The sequence below is a fragment of the Empedobacter tilapiae genome, assembly GCF_004785645.1.
In the GTDB taxonomy this organism is placed as follows: domain Bacteria; phylum Bacteroidota; class Bacteroidia; order Flavobacteriales; family Weeksellaceae; genus Empedobacter; species Empedobacter tilapiae.
The window spans coordinates 208335-222996 of sequence record NZ_SRPE01000004.1 but is presented as its reverse complement, the minus strand read 5'-3'; the positions used below and the strand labels follow the sequence as shown (position 1 = coordinate 222996).

At 30.1% G+C, this 14662-nt stretch carries 13 protein-coding genes; 4 read left to right on the top strand and 9 right to left on the bottom strand.

Annotation, left to right across the window (positions count from 1 at the left end):
* Positions 1-46: 46 nt before the first annotated feature.
* The 3 genes from E4J94_RS06970 to E4J94_RS06960 form a co-directional block, all read right to left on the bottom strand.
* Positions 47-1282 carry a porin gene (locus tag E4J94_RS06970; protein WP_135835132.1) on the bottom strand — a complete coding sequence of 412 codons (1236 nt, stop codon included), beginning with the start codon at positions 1280-1282 and terminating at the stop codon, positions 47-49.
* Between the two features lie 67 nt (positions 1283-1349).
* Positions 1350-1880, bottom strand: a complete 531-nt coding sequence (locus E4J94_RS06965) for a YqiA/YcfP family alpha/beta fold hydrolase (RefSeq protein ID WP_135835131.1) — start codon at positions 1878-1880, stop codon at positions 1350-1352.
* A 148-nt stretch (positions 1881-2028) separates the two neighbouring features.
* Positions 2029-4905: an alpha/beta hydrolase family protein gene (locus E4J94_RS06960; protein WP_135835130.1), complete on the bottom strand. Its 2877-nt coding sequence runs from the start codon at positions 4903-4905 to the stop codon at positions 2029-2031.
* Between the two features lie 121 nt (positions 4906-5026).
* Here E4J94_RS06960 and E4J94_RS06955 point away from each other — a divergent pair, with 121 nt between their 5' ends.
* Positions 5027-5968 (top strand): MBL fold metallo-hydrolase, encoded by a 942-nt coding sequence (locus E4J94_RS06955; protein WP_135835129.1) that lies wholly within the window; start codon positions 5027-5029, stop codon positions 5966-5968.
* 148 nt (positions 5969-6116) lie between these two features.
* Entirely contained in the window at positions 6117-6551 is a 435-nt protein-coding gene (locus E4J94_RS06950; RefSeq protein ID WP_135835128.1) for a hypothetical protein, read from the top strand.
* Between the two features lie 113 nt (positions 6552-6664).
* Here the strand turns inward: E4J94_RS06950 and E4J94_RS06945 are convergent, their stop codons facing one another.
* Positions 6665-7207 (bottom strand): lipocalin family protein, encoded by a 543-nt coding sequence (locus E4J94_RS06945; RefSeq protein ID WP_135835127.1) that lies wholly within the window; start codon positions 7205-7207, stop codon positions 6665-6667.
* Positions 7208-7358: 151 nt separating this feature from the next.
* Here E4J94_RS06945 and E4J94_RS06940 point away from each other — a divergent pair, with 151 nt between their 5' ends.
* On the top strand, positions 7359-9131 hold the full coding sequence (locus tag E4J94_RS06940; protein ID WP_168801835.1) for a MutS-related protein: 1773 nt from the start codon (positions 7359-7361) through the stop codon (positions 9129-9131).
* Positions 9132-9160: 29 nt separating this feature from the next.
* On the opposite strand, the gene E4J94_RS06935 is transcribed toward E4J94_RS06940, so the two are convergent.
* Together E4J94_RS06935 and E4J94_RS06930 are read right to left on the bottom strand one after the other, a co-directional pair.
* A complete protein-coding gene (locus E4J94_RS06935) occupies positions 9161-9652 on the bottom strand; it encodes a hypothetical protein (protein ID WP_221411282.1) in 492 nt (163 codons plus the stop codon).
* Positions 9653-9946: 294 nt separating this feature from the next.
* Positions 9947-10963, bottom strand: coding sequence for a PTS transporter subunit IIC (locus E4J94_RS06930; RefSeq protein WP_135835124.1), 1017 nt, complete (start codon positions 10961-10963; stop codon positions 9947-9949).
* A gap of 217 nt (positions 10964-11180) precedes the next feature.
* Here E4J94_RS06930 and E4J94_RS06925 point away from each other — a divergent pair, with 217 nt between their 5' ends.
* Complete coding sequence (locus E4J94_RS06925; RefSeq protein WP_135835123.1) at positions 11181-11570, top strand: HU family DNA-binding protein; 390 nt, start codon at positions 11181-11183, stop codon at positions 11568-11570.
* Between the two features lie 277 nt (positions 11571-11847).
* Here the strand turns inward: E4J94_RS06925 and E4J94_RS06920 are convergent, their stop codons facing one another.
* From E4J94_RS06920 to E4J94_RS06910, 3 genes are all read right to left on the bottom strand, one after another.
* Positions 11848-12855 (bottom strand): cytochrome d ubiquinol oxidase subunit II, encoded by a 1008-nt coding sequence (locus E4J94_RS06920; protein ID WP_135835122.1) that lies wholly within the window; start codon positions 12853-12855, stop codon positions 11848-11850.
* A 2-nt stretch (positions 12856-12857) separates the two neighbouring features.
* A complete protein-coding gene (locus E4J94_RS06915; RefSeq protein ID WP_038333673.1) occupies positions 12858-14195 on the bottom strand; it encodes a cytochrome ubiquinol oxidase subunit I in 1338 nt (445 codons plus the stop codon).
* Positions 14196-14300: 105 nt separating this feature from the next.
* The gene (locus E4J94_RS06910; protein WP_135835121.1) at positions 14301-14660 is read right to left on the bottom strand and encodes a hypothetical protein; all 360 of its coding nucleotides are present in this window, start codon (positions 14658-14660) and stop codon (positions 14301-14303) included.
* Positions 14661-14662: the final 2 nt, after the last annotated feature.

Sequence of the window (14662 nt, the reverse complement as noted above, 5' to 3'; positions counted from 1 at the left end):
GATATTATAATATTTTTTTTAAAATATTTAAAAGCAATTAGATATCTTAAATCCCAATTTCTATCTGAAAACGCGCGTACCAGTTGTTTTTCTTTTCTAAATTATAGAATTTTTGTTGTTCATATGTAAACTCAGCTTGCAATTTGAAGGCATGTTCCCAAATATATTTTGTTAATCCTAACGTATATTGATTTGTGTTTGGCGTAAACTCAAAAATATCTTTATCTACTGTTTGAGTTGAATAACGCCCTATCACTTCCCAATGTTTCGGAAATGTGTACGAACCTTGAAAATCCATACCTTCTCCATTATAGATATAATTAAAATCAGAAATATCTGTAGGATTATAAAATAATACATTATCAGAATTACGATTCATATAAGAATACATCAAGTTCCATCCACGATATTTTAACATCGCATCCAAAAATAAAGATTTTATATTAGCTGTTCCTCCGCCTACAATATCATCTCCTAACATCCCCGCTGTTCTATGCGCTCTATCGTTATAGCTATAAGCTCCAGAAAGCATCAATTTTGGTGTTTGTTCGTGTACTAAATCACCTTCGTAGTTACTTCCTCCTTTCGTAAATTCTCCAAGTGGAAACAACTCAACTTTTCCAGTATAAGCTAAACCTGTATCTTTAAAATTAGTCCAATTTCGCCCTTCACCAGTAGAAATAGCTCCTCTCAAAATATATGAGAATTTTTCTTGATTTCTTTTATTGTATAAGACCTGAAATCCAAAATCGCGATCGATATTAAAATCTGCATTATTGATAGATCGATCCGTTAATTGTAATGCTCCAGAAGAATTAACACGTTGTCTATTTCCTGGAAGTTTTGTTTGACCAAATCCTAAACTCCAATGTTTATTTGGGTAATAGAAAATCATCGCATCACGAATAATATTCGTATTCTTCCCTTCTTCTGCTTTTCCAACATCTCCTGCAGCGAAAGATAATTGCATCGAATAACCAAACTTTGGATCTCCGATATATCCATCAAAACGCAATCTTAAACGACGAATTTGTCCATCAATATTATCTTCTTCTCCATCATTATGATTATAACTAATGCGATTTTGCATACGAAATCTAATGTTGACCTGATAAAGACTATCTGGAGAAGTAATCCCCAATCCGTTACCATAGCTGTAATAGGGCGACATCATATTCTTAAAATCCTGTACAGTTTTCTTTTTAGACTCTGTAGAATCTTTTACTTGCGCATACGAACTGATTGAAAATACAATAAGTATTAATATTAAAAATTGCCTCATGTTTATTTGTTTCTTGATTCGTGTGCAAAAATGCAGTTAATAAAATTAAATAATTGTAAAGCGTAAATTAAATTAACGTTAACAATGACTCGAAGTTACGTATTCGATGATTGTCATCAATTTCTATGATTTCGATTTGTTTTGGAAATATACATTGTTGAATTTCGAAGAAACTTTTTAATTTCTCAAAATCTAAAACTTCATCATGTACAGAAAGGAAAACCTTTGTATTTTCGAAACGATTCATATCAACTAAATATTGCGAAAGATTTTCTGGAAAATTATTTTCGACTTTCATCGACACATCAACCAAAGGATTTAACAAAATCAATTCGCTTGATTTTCCATTTTCCTTTAATTTTTGTTGCAATTGCCAACCAAAATTTCCTCCAGTAGAACTTCCTATAATTGTCAAATCATTTACCAAACCTTTTAAATGATCGTAAGCATCAAATAAAACAGTTCCTATATTATGTTCAGCTTTCCATTCTACACAAATTGCAGAAGGATATATTTTTAAAATAGATTTAAACTTAGTAGAATTAGCAGAACTTTTTAGTCCATGGATATAAACAATTTGTCGATTATTTGTATTCATATTCAGTGCAATTAAATCTTTAAATTAAACTTTTTCAACAAGTTAATCAAAATGAATTGTAAATTTAACAATATAATTGTGTTGTAAGAAATTCTTTTAACAAAAAAAGCGATCAAATAAATTTGATCGCTTTTACTATTTTGTCTACTTATTTCTCAAGATCGAAGCCCCAATCAATGCCTTTATTAATTGCTGGAACTCCTTCTGTTATCCATTTTGGAGCAGGTTTATCTTTCAGATAATGATCAAAAAACTGAACTTGACGTTGTTGAATATCATTTTTATTCGCACGTTTTATCAAATTATGATCATCACCATTATAATTTAACATCCAAGCTGGTTTTTGTAAACGACGCAATGCCATAAACATCTCAATTCCTTGATACCAAGGAACAGCACCATCTTCGTCATTATGCATGATTACAACTGGAGTCGTAACTTTTGGCATGTTAAACAAAGGCGAATTTTCGATATATAATTCTGGCGCTTCCCACAAAGTTTTACCAATTCTACTTTGCGTTTGTTCGTACTGAAATTGACGACTCATTCCCGTTCCCCAACGAATTCCACCATAAGCAGAAGTCATATTAACAACAGGCGCACCCGTCCAAGCAGCAGCATACATATTTGTTGTAGTGATCAAATGTGCCACTTGATATCCTCCCCAACTTTGCCCTTGTATAGCAATTTTACTACCATTTACCCACGTATTTTTCTTCAATGCTTCTACTCCAGAATTGATATAATCTTCGGCAGATTTACCAGGATGACCAATTGTATACGAAATATCTGGTGTAAACACAATGTAATCGTTACTTACAAAATATGTATGATTGATACGAGAAGGGGTTGGCGCAGGCGCTTGATAACGATTCAAATTATCTGAAAGTTTTTCATAGAAGTAAACAATCATTGGATATTTTTTATTTGGATCAAAATTTTCTGGTTTGTAAACAACGCCTGTTGCATCTTTCCCCGAATATGTTTTCCATGTCATCAATTCACCATTCCCCCACAAATAATCTTTTTGTTGCGGATTGATTGCAGATATCTTTTTCTCATCTTTAAAATTCGTTGAAATATAAACATCAGGCGAATTTCGAAACGATTCTTTTGTATAAATAAATTCGTTCGCATTCAACGCTTTCGTCATTTTTTGTGTTCCCCAAGTATTCGACATTACAACTTCTTCAGGATTTTTTGCTTTCGAAATGACTGTTTGATAAACTCCAGATTGTTTATTTTGATTATTAAAAGCTCCTAAATAAACTAAATTATCACGATTAAGTGTTTTAATATCATCATTCAATTGATTGATATCAAAAGTGATGTTATGTTTACGTCCAAAACCATTTGTCATGTTTTCAGCACGACGATTTCCAACCAAATCAAACTCCCAAATATCATAACGATCTTTGATTAAAACTGTTTCATCATTTTCAGTAAAATAAGCAACACCATATTCTTGTGCTAAAGTTGGCGAATCATTTTCTTCGTCATAGAATTTCACTTTTAGCTTTTTATTCAGAACTTTTGTTTCCTTCGTTTCGATATTATAGCTCGACCATAAGCCATTTTCAGCATTATAAAAAACAGCAAATTTTCCATTCGGAGACATTTCAACTTTTCCTGCTAAAGATTTTACTAATAGCTCTCGTTGTCCAGTTTTTAAATTAACGATATAATAATCCCTACGTCCAGTTAAATCCCAATTTGAACTTAATCGATAGGCATTATCAGAAGTTCCTAAAGCAAAATTTGAGTTTCCTTCATTCAATATTTCGACCTGATTCATATCCAAATCCGCTAATTGTATCACCTTTATAGGATTCGATAAATCAATCACAGATAAATACGAACGCTTTTTTTCACGTTCAAGATTCTTTAATTGTTGTGGCTGAATAAAATCGTCTTTGTAACTCCAAACATCCACTTTTGCATAATCATCAGCAATTAAAGTCGTATCCTTTTCTGCTAATTTCGGCATCAAACCGATAAACAAAGAATTTCCATCTTTGCTAAATTTTGGTTGACGATTTTCTGAAACTTGCCAATCTTTTTTCAATCCTAACAATTCAGATTTCTTGATTTGTTGTGGATTATTTGTTGCAGAATAATATAAATAATATGTTTTATTTTCCTTTTTCTCTTCATCAGAAGTTCCAACAAAAGCGACCTTATTTGCTAATTCATCAAACGCAAATTGTTTGAAATCGCCAATTGTATCAACCAATTGTTTTTGAACAAAAGTTGCGGTATTTACCAAGAAAACGCCATATTTAGTTTTATCTAAACTGTCTTTTTTCTCTTGTTTTGTCGAAAAGATTAATTGCTTACCATTCTCACTAAACTCATAATTCATCACATTTTTGAAAGATTTTTTCTGACCAGAAATCAAATTTCTCAACACCAATTCTAACGGCGTATCTTTCTTATCTTTTCCAGATGGTTTTGCAACTTTATCCTTCGTTTTTGTAGAATCTGACTTATCTTTTTTATCATTTTTCACTTCTTCTTTTTCTAATAAATAAGCTAAAAGAGATCCTCCTTTTTTCGGTGTTTTAAATGATTTTATATTCGGTAATTTCTCAACTTGATTTGTTGCAAGATTTAAAATTCCGATTGAATCTTTTGCAATTTCATGTTCTTTTTTCTTTTTAATTCTAACCAATTTCAAATCTTTATAAAAAGGTCGAATTTTAAAAACGGCAAATTTAGAATCGGCTGTAAAAACACTTTGTTCACCACGATGAAAACTTAGATTTTTATCCGTTTTCAAACCAAAAAAGTTCAATGTATTGTCACTTTCTTGCGCGTTAACTTGATAAGCAACCCACGAACCATTATTCGATAATTCTTTCATTCCAATTGATTGCCATTCATCAAAAACAGTCAAATCTAATGGTTTCTTTTGCGCATCAACATTTGTTGCCAATAAAGCAATTGCCGTAGCATACATTGCTTTTTTTGTCATCAGTTGAGTCGCATAATTTTTCAATATTTTAGTAGATAATTTCGATTTCATTCTAACTAATTTTTATGCGTTAATTTTTTAGAAATGTGAAAATACTAAAGTTTTTACAAAGTATTAACATAATTTAGTTTAATAACACTTACAATTGTATTTTTGTCAAAATTGTCTCGTCATGAAAAAATATCTATTAACTATTGGTTTTACAATTGCTACAATTGCTTTTTCTCAAAATATTCAAATTGTTCCACTCGGTGTTTATGGAGGAAGTAATGAGAGTAATCTTTCTTCTTATTTAATTGCTGAAGAAAGTACAAACAATTATTTAGCTTTGGATGCCGGAACAATCTATTCTGGAATTAATAAAGCAATAGAAAATGGAACTTTTAATGAAGATCAAAATAAAATATTGAGAGATTACATAAAAGGATATTTTATTTCACATGGACATTTAGATCATCTTTCTGGAATGATTATCAATTCACCCGAAGATTCCAATAAACCTATTTATGGAATTTCTGAAACAATTTCTGTTTTAAAAAACAAATATTTTACAAATGATGCTTGGGCAAACTTTGCCAATGAAGGCGAATCTCCTATTTTGAATAAATATTACTACAAGAATGCAGAAATAGGAACACCTTTCACAATAGAAGGAACTAATTTTACAGGAACAATTTACGAATTGAGTCATGTAAATCCTTTAAAAAGTTCTGCCATATTAGTTGAAAATGATTCAAATGCAGTTCTTTATTTTGGAGATACAGGAGCAGATAGAATTGAAGAAACAAAAAACTTAACTACTATTTGGAAAGCTATTACTCCAAAAATTAAATCAGGAAAATTAAAGACATTAATGTTAGAAGTTTCTTTTTCTAATTCTCAACCAGAGAAATTATTATTTGGTCATTTAACTCCTAAATTAATTAATGAAGAATTAGGAGAACTAGGAAAACAAGTTGGAAAAAATAAATTGAAAGGATTAACAATTATTGTGACACATATAAAACCTAAAGGTGATAACGAAGAAAAAATTAAAGAAGAATTATTAAAATATAATCCATATAAAATTAATTATATTTTTCCAAAACAAGGAGAAAAAATAGTTTTAAAATAAATAATTTTTTTCACATTTATCTTTTTAAGTCAATATAATTTTTAGATATTTATTTTAGTCGGTCAATTTTTATTATTTTGATAAAATAGTGCTGTTGATTTTTTATTTATTCATTCTGCTATTTTACATTTGAGTAAAATCATAAGAAATGACTGCTCAAATAGGGGAAATTTTATCTATTGACAACCAACAATATATTATAGCTGAACAACCATTATATCATTATTTAAAAAAATTTAGAAATCCTCCTTATTTCACACCTCCTTCTCCTACATGTTGGAGAGGTTATTATGGAAAATGGGAATTAAGAAATGATGAATTATTTTTAATTAATTTTAGAGGTTACCTAGATGACTTAAATGAAGTAGATATGTCTTATCTTTTTCCAAAAGAAAAAGAAGTTTTTGCAAGATGGTATTCTGGGATTGTAAAAATTCCTCAAGGAAAATTATTAGAATTTAATCAACTAACACATACATCAATTTATGAAGAAGATTTGATGCTATGTTTTGAGAATGGAAAACTAATCGATTATATCGTTCATAGCAATTGCACAAATTCTGAACGTGAAGTTGAGATTTAATCAATCGACTACTTCAAAACTTGTCGGTGAATTCGTCTTGTTATTTGACCCTATTATTCTTCGAATTCACCGATTTATTAATGACTAAGTTTTCCAAAAGTTTACTTTTAACATTACTTTGCTATAGGAACTTGAGACGGCCAAATTAACTTACTTGTATCAAACCCTACTTTCTTAGCAGAATCCAAGAATCTCTCTTTTACTTTATCAGATATCTCTTTTTTACGTGACAAAATCCATAATTTCTTATAATCTTCACTTGCTACTAAAGCATTATTATAATCTTTATCAAAATCAATTATATATAATTTTTTAGCAAAAATTGGTAAAAAGGTTGTTGAAAATAATCCAACATTCTCAATATCTTGTGATGCTATGCCTTCCAATTTATTCCAACTTCTTTTCTTTGTATCATAACCACGTACAATTATCTCTAATGATTCTTTCTCTTCATTTAAAATAAAACGATGAGTTACATTTGTTTGATTTTTTTGCACTTTATTATCTAAACGTGCTATTTCATACCAACGTCCTAAAAATCCTCCTAAATCAAAATTTTGAACAGGTTTATATTTTATATTTTTTTTATTATGATTAACAATATAAGCAGTTGTTCCAATTGCTAGAGCTGCTAAAGCTAATTTCTTAAAATTCATCTACTAAATTATTAGGATGCAAATGTATTAATTAAAATTAAAGTTGAGGAAGTATCAATATAAAAACTCACTTATTTGTATATCGGTATCTAAATAAACGATTGGTAATCTTTTTTTGTTAAATTCACAAAGAATTTTCAATAATATGATAATGATTCATTATAAAGAAATAGAACAGAATTTACAACAAGAATACTTTATTCTTAAATCAAAGAAAAGTAAATTAGGTAATATACGATTGGGCTTTTTTGCCCTTGGTTCCGTTCTATTTTATTTTTACGCAACATCTACCAATAATTTATACCTGATATTATCTATATTATTTTTTGTTACGTTGATTATCCTTATTATAAAAACTTCTAAAATAGTTGCTCAATTAGAATATACTACACAGGCATTAGAAATTATTCAACAAATAAAACTTGATGATACTACAGATCTTTTTGTAACTGATAATGATAAATTTGATAATATATTTAACAAGGATTTAGATATTCTTGAAGAAAATTCTTTATTCAATAGGATTAATAAAACACAAACTAGAATTGGAAGTTTACAATTGAAAAATTTTCTTTCAACTCCTTTATTAAATAGAGAAGAAATTACAAATAGACAAAAATCTTTTGCAGAATTAGCTAAGAAACATGACTGGATTATTAAGTTTTTAACTTATGCAAAACGTTTAAATATAAATGAAACATCTATTTTTAAATATGAGAAACGCGTATTTGTTAATTTATCTATTCGCTTTATTCCTTTAGTTATTTCAATTATTAATTTCTCAACTTTTCTTTATTTAATCATTTCAAAATCAAACACTAAAGCTTATTTCTATTGGCTCCTTGTTGCTTTTATAGTTGGAGTTCTGATAAATTTTATTTTTAAAAAGCAAATACGAAAAGTTTCTGCTTATACAACAATGAAAGCTGATGAGTTAGTAAATTTATTTGAAATTTTTAATCACATAGAAAAAGAAGATTTTGAAGCTTATCTTAACAAGAGTATTCAACAAAAATTCAATCATCAAAACCAAAAAAGTTCCGAACTTATAAAAGCTATATCATTAAGCAAAGAAGCTATTGAAGCTTCATATTTTCCTCTTGTCGGTTTTATTCTTGATAATTTATTTTTATGGAGATTGTATTATTCTATTCAATTCGAAGATAGAATTCAAAGAACTGTTGAACTTTTAAAACCTTGGTTGGAAGAATTATCAAAAATGGAAGCTTTTATTTCATTTGCAATCTTCAATAATAAATTCCAAAATTTTAATACGCCCATAATTGTTGAACAGCCTTTCTTATTTGAATTAAAAGATGCTTACCATCCTCTTTTAAAGGAAAATAAAGCAACAAAGAACAGTTTCGAAAATCAATATTGCAATAACATTGCAATAATAACAGGTGCTAATATGGCAGGAAAAAGTACTTTTTTGAGAACTGTTGGAACTAATTTAGTTTTAGCAATGAACGGTGCTAATGTAAGTGCCAATGAAATGAAATTTTATCCAATGGAATTATTTACAAGTATTCGTACTGTAGATAATTTGTCTTCTGGAGATTCTTATTTTAAAAACGAAATAAACAAATTGAGAATACTGATTGATTGTCTAGCATCTAATAAGCCTCAATTTATCATTCTTGATGAAATTCTGAAAGGAACAAATTCCGAAGATAAATTGATTGGTTCTAGAAAGTTTCTAGAAAAATTAATTAAATCGCCTACAAAATTAATCGGTTTTATTGCAACTCATGACTTGGAGTTAACAAAGATGGAAATAGAATATCCAAATCACATTACAAACTATTGTTTCGAGTTAAAAAATGTAAACAATCAATATTTCTCTGATTATATACTAAGAAAAGGTACAACGAAAACAATGAATGCTTTATACTTAATGAAACAATTCAATATTATTGATTAGTTCTAAGTAAAAAAACTGATCAAGTTTTACTAACAAGCAGTTCCTCCTTCAAAGTTTATTGTAGTTTTAGCTTGATCAGATTTTCTTGTAATTGTAAGTATTCCTGATGCTAATGCTGAATCTGATTGCATATTTTCTTCACTTATTTTAGCATCTATTTCAACAATATAATGCTCATTTTCTAATCGTAAATTATAACCTTCTTCATCGACAGCCATTTTAGTATCTTCATTATTAGAATAAAATATTTCCTTCTTTCCATTTATTGAGATATAGTTTATCCAGGCTTTATCATCTTTAGAACTTGTTTGCACATAAATCTCATCATGCATCTTTTCTCCTTTTCTATAATATTCAGTTATACAACCAAATCCCAATTCATCATCAGAAAGTGTAAGATTATCTATTTTCACTTCCGAAAGGACATTATTTCTTACCTTGTTTTCAATCGTTTTCTTTTGGCAAGAAATTAATCCTATCATGAGAATCAATATCAAGAAAACTGACTTAGTTCTTATCATATCATTTAAGTTTAAAACAAATGTAATAAATTCTAAGTTCGCTAAACAAAATCTTATTTCTTGATCTACATCAATTTACAACACAATCAAAACAACTAGTTTTACAATTCTTATTAGTGATTCGTAATTAGAAAGTTTCGAATTTATTTATACAAGTATATTCATAGTATAGTTAATTGTATAAGGGTTATTTTAGATTAGAGTGTTTTAATAAAGAGCGGTTCTTCGCTCTTTATTTTTTTAATTTAATAAATATATCTTTTCATAAATAACCTCAAACTGAATATATTATTCTTAAAATAACTTCATATCACCATCTTTTATCCAGTTTTTCTTCTTCATAAGAACATAAATTAAATAAGAGATGACAGCTGGTGCTACAAACTGCAACAACAAGATAGAGGTTAAAATATAAGTAGTATCATACTTAGATTTCATTGCGTTAAACGTTCCTATTTGTCCAACCAAACCACAAGACCCCATACCTGATTCCAAAGCTGTATTCTCCATCTGAAAATAAATAATAGCAATAGGCCCAATAATCGTCGATGCTAAAGTAGGTGGAATCCAAATTTTCCAATTCTTATATATATTTGGAACTTGCAACATACTCGTACCTAATCCTTGAGCCAAAACACCTTTCAAACCATTATCTTTATAGCTAATAACTGCAAAACCTACCATTTGTGCACAACAACCTACTGTTGCTGCACCAGCCGCTAAACCATCTAACTCCAACATTAGACACAAAGCTGCCGAAGAAATAGGTAAAGTCAGTACCATTCCTACAATCACTGCAACTACAATTCCCATAATAAATGGATTTGCATCAGTAGACAACATAATAACTCCACCTATCCATTTCATTAGTTCTTGCACAGATGGACCTATAATTTGCGCCAATACCACACCTACTAAAACCGTTACTATTGGTGTAATCACAATATCTATCCGTGTTTCTCCCGCAACCATTTTACCTACCTCTACAGCTATTATTGTAGCTATAAAAACACCCAAAGGACCACCTAATTGATAAGAAGCAATACCTACAACAGCTGATGAAAATAATACCAACTGAGGTGCTCTCAAACTATATGCGATTGCCAAAGCTATTGCAGGGCCTGTTGCTTGATTAGCAACTGGCCAAACAACATCTTTCAAGAAAACAATATTAAACTCTTCCCCAATTGTCTTTAAAATTGTCCCCACAAGCAATGTCGCAAACAAACCATAAGCCATTGCTCCCATCGCATCTATAAAATATCGTTTCGCAGAAATCTGAATATCCTTTTTTAACAAGAAGTCTTTCATGCTTGAAATTTACAAATTAATTAAAAAACAAAAACCTAAGAATTCATATTAAAGCTATATACTCTATTCTTACATCCTTTCATCTAAACAACCTCCTTCAATATTTTTATCAACTACTCTCTTATGGCGCCTTACAATAACAATAAACCATTTACAATTTGCTTTAATGGATTTAATTAACTAATTTACAAGTAATTAACCACTAAAATTAGAAGTTATGAGTATTAAGTACACAGTAGTAGAACGTGGCCAACCTGGTGTAACAGGCGGTGGCACAAAGAAATGGTATGCTCAGGTAAAAACAGATGGAGAGCTGAGTATAGACCAATTGGTAGAAGAGATTGAGAAGTTTTCGGCTTTGTCGGAAGCTGATATTCGTGGCGTAATCATCGCTCTAGAAAACGTTATTCAAAAGCAATTAGCAAACGGAAAGATTATTCGGTTAGATAAATTAGGTAGTTTCTATCCTAGTTTAAGCAGTGGACCATCGGCAACAGAAAATGAATTTCATACAGGTTTAATAAAGGGTGCTAAAGTAAACTATCGACCAGGTAAACGTATAAATGATGCACTAAAAGTTGTCTCATTTATAAAAGTAAAGCAATAGACGATTAAAAGCCGCGCAGGTTTATAGAAGAACCTGCGCGGCTTTTGGTTAAAACCTGCTTACCTTTTACTTAAAACCTGCGCAGCTTTCTATCGAAAGCTGCGCAGGTTTTATTTGACAGCTCTTTAGCGCTCTATTTATCACTTGTTACTATTAAGTTAATCTATAACAAAAACCTCCTGATTACGAGGTTTATTATATTTAAATTCTAAAGTTTTAATATTAAATAAAATAGATTATTTACATAATTAAAGATCACATATAAGTTAACTATAATTTATATTTTTTGCTTCTTATTGAATGAATAAATTAAGTAAAATAGAAATGGTAAAATGAATATCGAGCCGAGTAATAATGCCCACGCTAACATATTTATTGTACTCATTGCGCCATAATCTTTCAATAATGATAATGTTGAACCATCTTTGAATAACACTAAATTTGGAAAGTGTGAATAAGATGCTGCAAACAAAATCATCATCACAATTATTCCTGCATAAACTTTCAACAAAGAATCCTTCGCTTTATTTAAGGCTGTAAGCAATAATACAATTGAAATTGATGCGATTACAATTGCGATATAACCATAAATTTCTGATGTTATCCAGCTAAATAATGGAATGTTTTTCCAAAGTGAAACTGCAAAAACCAATGCACCAGCAACAAAAATTAAAGCTGTATAAATCTTCGCTCGTTTTCTTAAAATCACTTTATCTTCTTCGTTTTTAACAGTTTGAATTGAATAAACCGAAGCCAAGAAAGCACAAATCACAACAGTGAAAATTCCGACCGAAAAATTAAACCAACTTAACCACGAAAATATATACGCATCTTGAAACGAAAGTGCATTATCATCAATACTTCCCGAAACGATAGATCCTGCTATTATACCCAAAAACAAAGGTGTTACAACACTTGAATAAGTAAAAATGACATCATACAAATTGTGCCATTTATCGTTGATTGCATCATAATTTCTGAACGTAAACGATGTTCCACGCGCTATGATTCCCAACAACATAATCACCAACGGAATATGTAAATAATTAGAAACATCTGCATAAACCTTAGGAAAACCGACAAACAAAATTACAATGGCAATGATTAACCACATATGATTTGCTTCCCAAATTGGTCCAATCGAATTGTACATGATCTTCTGTGTACGTTTTTTATAACTCTTTTCAGAGAATAATTCGACAATTCCAGCGCCGAAATCTGCTCCGCCTAAAATTAAATATAAACAGATGGCAACCCACAAAAATGCTATTACTACGTAAATCATACTTAATGTTTTTCTGGTTTATAATTTGGATCTTCTGGATCATAAAGCTTGGCAACCATTTGTATCTGTCGATTCATTAAGAATACCAAAATAATGGACAATGTGATGAATACAAACGTGAAAATGTAAAACGAATATTGAATTCCTGGCATTGGCGTGATGGAATCTACAGTTCGCATAATTCCGTAAATAATCCATGGCTGACGACCGACTTCTGTTACCGTCCAGCCTGCTTCTAAAGCGATGTATCCGAAAGGTGTCGCAATCATAAATAATTTATAAAACCATCGTTTTGTTCGCCAATCTTTCTTAAAAAATTGCGCAATCAAATAAATCACAGCTATTCCCATCATCAACATTCCGAATGTTATCATAATCTGAAATGCATAATGTACAACTGCTACAGGTGGCCACTCATCTTTCGGAAATTCTTCTAAACCTTTTACAGGCGTTTTGAAATCTGAATGAACCAAGAAACTCAACACACCCGGAACTTTTATCGCGTATTTAATTTCTTCTTTCGATTCGTCCACTATTCCACCCAAAACAAATGAAGCACTTTCTTCTGTTTTGAAATGTGCTTCCATCGCAGCCAATTTAATTGGTTGACGTTTTGCTACATCTTTCGCCGAAATATCACCACTCAAAGGAGCTAACATTGCTGCTGTGATCGCTAAAACAGAACTAATTTTGAATGCTTCGCGATGAAAATTTACATTCTTACCTTTCAAAATAAGATAAGCATGTAAACCCGCAACCGCAAATCCAGTGGCACAAAAAGCTGCAATTGTCATGTGCAATGCTTGTGAAAACCATGCATCATTGAACATAGCTTTTACAGGATCTATGTTAAGATATTCACCATTTACAAAATCGAAACCTGACGGAGAATTCATCCAAGCATTTGCAGCAACAACCAAAATTCCTGAAGCTAAACCACTAACGCCAACGATTACACCACAAATCCAATGAAACCATTTATTGAATTTGTCCCAGCCATAAAGGAAAAAACCTAAAGCAATGGCTTCAATAAAAAAAGCTGTTCCTTCTAACGAAAATGGCATTCCGAAAATTGGTCCTGCGTGTTCCATAAATTTAGGAAATAGTAATCCTAACTCAAACGAAAGCATTGTACCAGAAACTGCTCCAGTAGCAAATAAAATTGCGACCCCTTTGCTCCAAGCTTTGGTTAACCCTTTGTAAATTTCGTTTTTAGTTTTGAGGTATTTGTAGTGAGCAATTGCCATCATAAAAGGCATCACCATTCCAACACACGAAAAAACAATGTGAAAGGCAAGCGACATCGCCATCTGACTTCTGGCAGCAATAAAATCGTCCATAAGTAGTCGTTTTTAATTTTTTATGTTGGTTAAAGTTACTAAATAAAAAGAGGCAATTCGTTTTTGAATTGCCTCTTTTTATATGATTTTGATTAGATGTAATTTTTAAAAATTATTCAAATAATCTACATTCGGTATTTGATAAACTTTATTACTTTCAAAATTTTTAATTTTATTACCTCTTACCATAATTCTTTTAGTTCCAGACTCTGTTGAAAAAATAATTTGAAAATCTTCATCAAAATTTTTAGAATCTATTTGTTTAGCTTTACTTAAAGTAGCTAAAAGTTGTTTTACCTGATTATTATTTAATTGTTTTATCTCAGCAAATTTTCCATTTGAATTACTATCAGATCTTTCTAATACAACTTCTTTAATTTCAAGAATATCAGATGGATAATTTAACCCATCTATATTTGAACATGAAATTATAAATAGAAAAAGTAAAACAATCTTGATATACATCT

Coding starts and splice junctions, on each gene's coding strand:
- E4J94_RS06930 (WP_135835124.1), bottom strand. CDS start 10,963: ATGAAAGACTTCTTGTTAAAAAAGGATATTCAGATTTCTGCGAAACGA.
- E4J94_RS06970 (WP_135835132.1), bottom strand. CDS start 1,282: ATGAGGCAATTTTTAATATTAATACTTATTGTATTTTCAATCAGTTCG.
- E4J94_RS06935 (WP_221411282.1), bottom strand. CDS start 9,652: ATGATAAGAACTAAGTCAGTTTTCTTGATATTGATTCTCATGATAGGA.
- E4J94_RS06950 (WP_135835128.1), top strand. CDS start 6,117: ATGACTGCTCAAATAGGGGAAATTTTATCTATTGACAACCAACAATAT.
- E4J94_RS06940 (WP_168801835.1), top strand. CDS start 7,359: ATGATTCATTATAAAGAAATAGAACAGAATTTACAACAAGAATACTTT.
- E4J94_RS06925 (WP_135835123.1), top strand. CDS start 11,181: ATGAGTATTAAGTACACAGTAGTAGAACGTGGCCAACCTGGTGTAACA.
- E4J94_RS06955 (WP_135835129.1), top strand. CDS start 5,027: ATGAAAAAATATCTATTAACTATTGGTTTTACAATTGCTACAATTGCT.
- E4J94_RS06945 (WP_135835127.1), bottom strand. CDS start 7,207: ATGAATTTTAAGAAATTAGCTTTAGCAGCTCTAGCAATTGGAACAACT.
- E4J94_RS06960 (WP_135835130.1), bottom strand. CDS start 4,905: ATGAAATCGAAATTATCTACTAAAATATTGAAAAATTATGCGACTCAA.
- E4J94_RS06910 (WP_135835121.1), bottom strand. CDS start 14,660: ATGTATATCAAGATTGTTTTACTTTTTCTATTTATAATTTCATGTTCA.
- E4J94_RS06920 (WP_135835122.1), bottom strand. CDS start 12,855: ATGATTTACGTAGTAATAGCATTTTTGTGGGTTGCCATCTGTTTATAT.
- E4J94_RS06915 (WP_038333673.1), bottom strand. CDS start 14,195: ATGGACGATTTTATTGCTGCCAGAAGTCAGATGGCGATGTCGCTTGCC.
- E4J94_RS06965 (WP_135835131.1), bottom strand. CDS start 1,880: ATGAATACAAATAATCGACAAATTGTTTATATCCATGGACTAAAAAGT.